Here is a 3779-nt window from a genome sequence, read left to right on the forward strand (position 1 = left end):
ACCATGCCCTTGCGGGTCCGCAGGGCAAGCACCGCGTCGCGCACCGCCGCGGGATCGACCCGCTCGTCGGCGGTTGCGTCCAATGCGGTCACCAGTTCGCCGTAGCGCAGCGGCGCGCTGCGACCCGAGGCGTCCAGCGCGAACTCCACCTCCAGCACGACAGCGGCTTCGGAGTGTTTGAGCACGCTGGTCCGGTATCCGAAACCGAGCTCGCCGGCCGGCGCCCAACGCACCGCACCGGTGCGCCGGTCCAGCAGCCGCACCCGGGTGATGGTGTCGGCCACCTCGACGCCGTAGGCCCCGACGTTCTGCACCGGGGTGGCACCCGCCGAGCCGGGAATGCCCGACAGGCACTCAAGCCCGCCCAGGCCGGCGGCGATGGCCGCGACCACCACGTCGTCCCAGACCGCACCCGCCCCGGCCCGCACGATGTTGCCCTCGACACCAATGTTGTTGTTGGCCAACCGAACTACGGTGAGATCGGTCAGCGTGTCGGCGATCACCACATTCGAGCCGCCGGCCAACACCAGCAGCGGCTGGGCGGCCTGGCCGTCGAGATGGCGAAGCGTCGCAACCACTTGCTCGGTGCTGGCGCAGGTGATCACCCGCGACGCGATCGGGCCGATCCGCAGCGTGGTCAGCGGCGCCAGCGGCACACTCTCGTCGACGCGCGCACCGGCGAAAACCGTTCCCACGTCACCCGGTTTCATGAGTCTTGACGGTAGCCTGACCTGCTATGCCGCGTTCGTTCGACATGTCCACCGACTACGTGGTCACCGTCGGAGAGGTTCTCCGGGCCTTCAGCGACGAGCAGTACTGGCTGGCCCGGCTGACCGACTCGGGCGCTGACGACACGACGCTGGATTCGATGCAACTCGGCGGCCCGTCCGGTGACGACGGCACCATCGACGTCGTCACCACCCAGGTGCTGCGCGCGGATCGGCTGCCGGGCGTGGTCACTCAGTTCCACCGCGGCGATCTGCGCATCCGCCGCGAAGAGCGCTGGGAGCCGATCACCGACGGCACCGCGACGGCGACCGTCACCGGCTCGATCCTTGACTCGCCGGCGTCATTGACCGGCACCGCGACGCTGGAGCCGCTGGCCGAATCGGGCGGCGCCCGGTTGAAGTTCCAGGCCACCGTCGAGGTGCGCATCCCGCTGGTCGGCGGCAAGCTGGAGAACTTCATCGGCAACCAACTGGTCGAGTTGCTGATCCGCGAGCAACGCTTCACCACCACGTGGATCGGCGAAACCACCTAGCCTGAACGGGTTTCAGGCGTCCCGCTCGGCGGTCGCGATGGCGCCCTTGAACAGGTCACCGATGACCTTCTTCAGCACGGGCGTCAACAGCCAATCAAGACCGGGGATCTTGGGCGTCGACACCAGGTGCCAGCTGGCCTCGGTTCCGGTTCCCGCCTCGCGCAGCGAAACCGTGCCGACGTGATCGCGGACCGGCGCGCCGGAGACCAACTTGTACGCGTAGCCGGAGGGTCGCTGGTAGGAGATGACCTCCTCGACGATCGCGGGTCCGAGCGCCTCGAGGCGTCGGACCGCGCCGACACCGTTCGGCGCGGGAGTGCCCTCGCGATCCAGCGTGCTGCGCCGGAGCAACGGCACGTAGTCCGCGATCCCGCGGTGGTTGGTCAGGACGTCGAACACTTTCTCGATCGGCGCCGTCGTGGATTGCGTCAGAGTGAACTCAACCATGGCCATGATTCTGGCATCCCCGACGACCCAGCTGATCCGCCGGGCGTAGCGGTGGCATTCCGGAGGTCACGGCATCGACGCCGGTATCGCTGCGCCCAGCTGCGCCGCCCTTGCGATCGCCCCTAGGCTGGCAGGCATGCGGATTGCGGTGGCGCAGATTCTCAGTGGCACCCACCCGGCCGACAACCTGCAGCTCGTGCGGGACTACACCGGGCGCGCTGCCGAATCCGGCGCATCGCTCGTGGTGTTCCCGGAGGCGACCATGTGCCGGTTCGGGGTTCCGCTGGCCCCGATCGCCGAGCCGGTCGACGGGCCATGGGCTGACGGGGTTCGCGAAATCGCGGCCGGCGCCGGCATCACGGTGGTGGCGGGCATGTTCTCCCCCGCCGACGACGGCCGGGTCCACAACACGCTGTTGGTGACGGGACCGGGCGCCGACGCCCACTACGACAAAATCCACCTCTACGACGCCTTCGGGTTCACCGAGTCGACCACGGTCGCACCCGGCCGCGTGCCGGTCGTGGTCGACGTCGACGGTGTCGGGGTGGGGCTGACCACCTGCTACGACCTCCGCTTTCCCGAACTGTTCAGCACGCTGGCCCGCCGCGGGGCTCAGCTGGTGGCGGTCAGCGCGTCGTGGGCAGCCGGCCCCGGAAAGCTCGAGCAGTGGACGTTGCTGGCTCGTGCCCGGGCGCTGGACTCCACCAGCTACATCGTCGCGGCCGGGCAGGCCGACCCCGGTGAGCCGCTGGCCTCCAGCGCCCCCACCGGGGTGGGCGGCAGCCTGGTGGTTTCGCCGTTCGGCGACGTGGTGGCCGCAGCGGGCGCCGACCCGCAACTACTGCTCGCCGACGTCGCCCTCGAGCGGGTGTCGAAAGCCCGCGAGACTATTGCGGTGCTACGCAACTACTCAGCGTTCGCTAATCCGGATAAGGCAGAATCGCCCAGGTGACGAATCCGCAGGGACCGCCCCACCAGGACCCGTCCTCGATGTGGGCGCGTCCGAGCGATCAGAGTTCGCCCACCCAGCCGGTGCCGCAGCCCGGCCACCCGTATCAGCCACCGGCTCCGCCGACATATCTGCCGCCCGCCCAGGAATATCCGGCCACCGCGCCGTTTGAGCACCAGCCGCCGTTGCAGGACCCCGCCGATCCCGTGAAATCCGAACGGCGCTTCCGTTTCCGCGGCGACCCCGTGTCGATCATCTTGGTTCTCGTCATCGTGGCGGCACTGAGCATCGGCGGTCTGGTCGGCGGCGAACTCTATGCCCGCCACCGCGCCAACGACATCGTCGCGTCGGCGACCCAGTGCGTGATCCAGGACGGCGCCACCGCATCGTTCGGCTCGAGCCCATTCCTGTTGCAGCACTTGACCGGTCACTACAAGGACATCACGATTCACACAGCCGGCCACAACATCCGCAACGCCAAGGGCATGAAGGCCGACATCGAGATCGACGACGTCGATCTGCACGGCAACGCCGATTCCAAGGGGACCATCGGCAAGCTGGATGCCAACATCACCTGGACGTCGGACGGCATCCAGGAGACCATTCAGAATTCCTTGCCGTTCATCGGAGGCCTGGTCAACGGCGTCAGCACCAACCCCAACGACGGCACCATCGAGCTCACCGGGGCGATGGGCCTGGGCGGCGTCACGGTGAAGCCGCAGGTTTCCGACGGCCAGCTGACGCTGCAGGTCTACAAAGTCAACGCGCTCGGCGTCCTCATCCCTCACGAGACCGCGCAGACCGCGCTGAACACGTTCACCGCGGCGCTACTCAAGCAATATCCGCTGGGCATCAAGGCCGACAGCGTTCAGGTCACCAATGACGGTGTGGTGGCGCACTTTTCGACGCAGAACGCATCGATACCGGCAGCCCAGAGCGACCCCTGTTTCGCCCATGTCTAGCGCAGGCCGCCGATGACGAATCCGCCACCAGGCCCCGGTAACGGCGGTCCGCCGGAAAGAGGCCGCCCGCCGAAGCCGCCCGGACCACCCAACCGCGGCTTCTTCCCGCGCCGTCAGCCTCCGCCACCGTCGGAGTCACCGACCCGCCACATCCCCCAGC

At 68.4% G+C, this 3779-nt stretch carries 5 protein-coding genes; 3 read left to right on the forward strand and 2 right to left on the reverse strand.

What is annotated here, in order from left to right; translation table 11 throughout:
- A partial coding sequence (locus WAN02_RS22605; RefSeq protein WP_422266567.1) for a UDP-N-acetylmuramate dehydrogenase occupies positions 1–710 on the reverse strand: 710 nt, incomplete at its 3' end.
- Positions 711–736: 26 nt separating this feature from the next.
- On the opposite strand from WAN02_RS22605, the gene WAN02_RS22610 reads away from it, so the two are divergent.
- On the forward strand, positions 737–1261 hold the full coding sequence (locus WAN02_RS22610) for a DUF2505 domain-containing protein (RefSeq protein ID WP_422266569.1): 525 nt from the start codon (positions 737–739) through the stop codon (positions 1259–1261).
- A gap of 12 nt (positions 1262–1273) precedes the next feature.
- On the opposite strand, the gene WAN02_RS22615 is transcribed toward WAN02_RS22610, so the two are convergent.
- On the reverse strand, positions 1274–1708 hold the full coding sequence (locus WAN02_RS22615; RefSeq protein WP_422266571.1) for an SRPBCC family protein: 435 nt from the start codon (positions 1706–1708) through the stop codon (positions 1274–1276).
- 136 nt (positions 1709–1844) lie between these two features.
- Here WAN02_RS22615 and WAN02_RS22620 point away from each other — a divergent pair, with 136 nt between their 5' ends.
- Complete coding sequence (locus tag WAN02_RS22620; RefSeq protein WP_422266573.1) at positions 1845–2660, forward strand: carbon-nitrogen hydrolase family protein; 816 nt, start codon at positions 1845–1847, stop codon at positions 2658–2660.
- Positions 2657–3619: a DUF2993 domain-containing protein gene (locus WAN02_RS22625; RefSeq protein WP_422266575.1), complete on the forward strand. Its 963-nt coding sequence runs from the start codon at positions 2657–2659 to the stop codon at positions 3617–3619. Before WAN02_RS22620 ends, WAN02_RS22625 begins: the two co-directional genes overlap by 4 nt.
- Positions 3620–3779: the final 160 nt, after the last annotated feature.

This window comes from Mycobacterium sp. (assembly GCF_049281135.1).
Taxonomy (GTDB): domain Bacteria; phylum Actinomycetota; class Actinomycetes; order Mycobacteriales; family Mycobacteriaceae; genus Mycobacterium.

What these genes read in the sequence shown, in the direction of transcription:
- WAN02_RS22610 (WP_422266569.1), top strand. Translation starts at nt 737, where the DNA reads ATGCCGCGTTCGTTCGACATGTCCACCGACTACGTGGTCACCGTCGGA.
- WAN02_RS22615 (WP_422266571.1), bottom strand. Translation starts at nt 1,708, where the DNA reads ATGGTTGAGTTCACTCTGACGCAATCCACGACGGCGCCGATCGAGAAA.
- WAN02_RS22620 (WP_422266573.1), top strand. Translation starts at nt 1,845, where the DNA reads ATGCGGATTGCGGTGGCGCAGATTCTCAGTGGCACCCACCCGGCCGAC.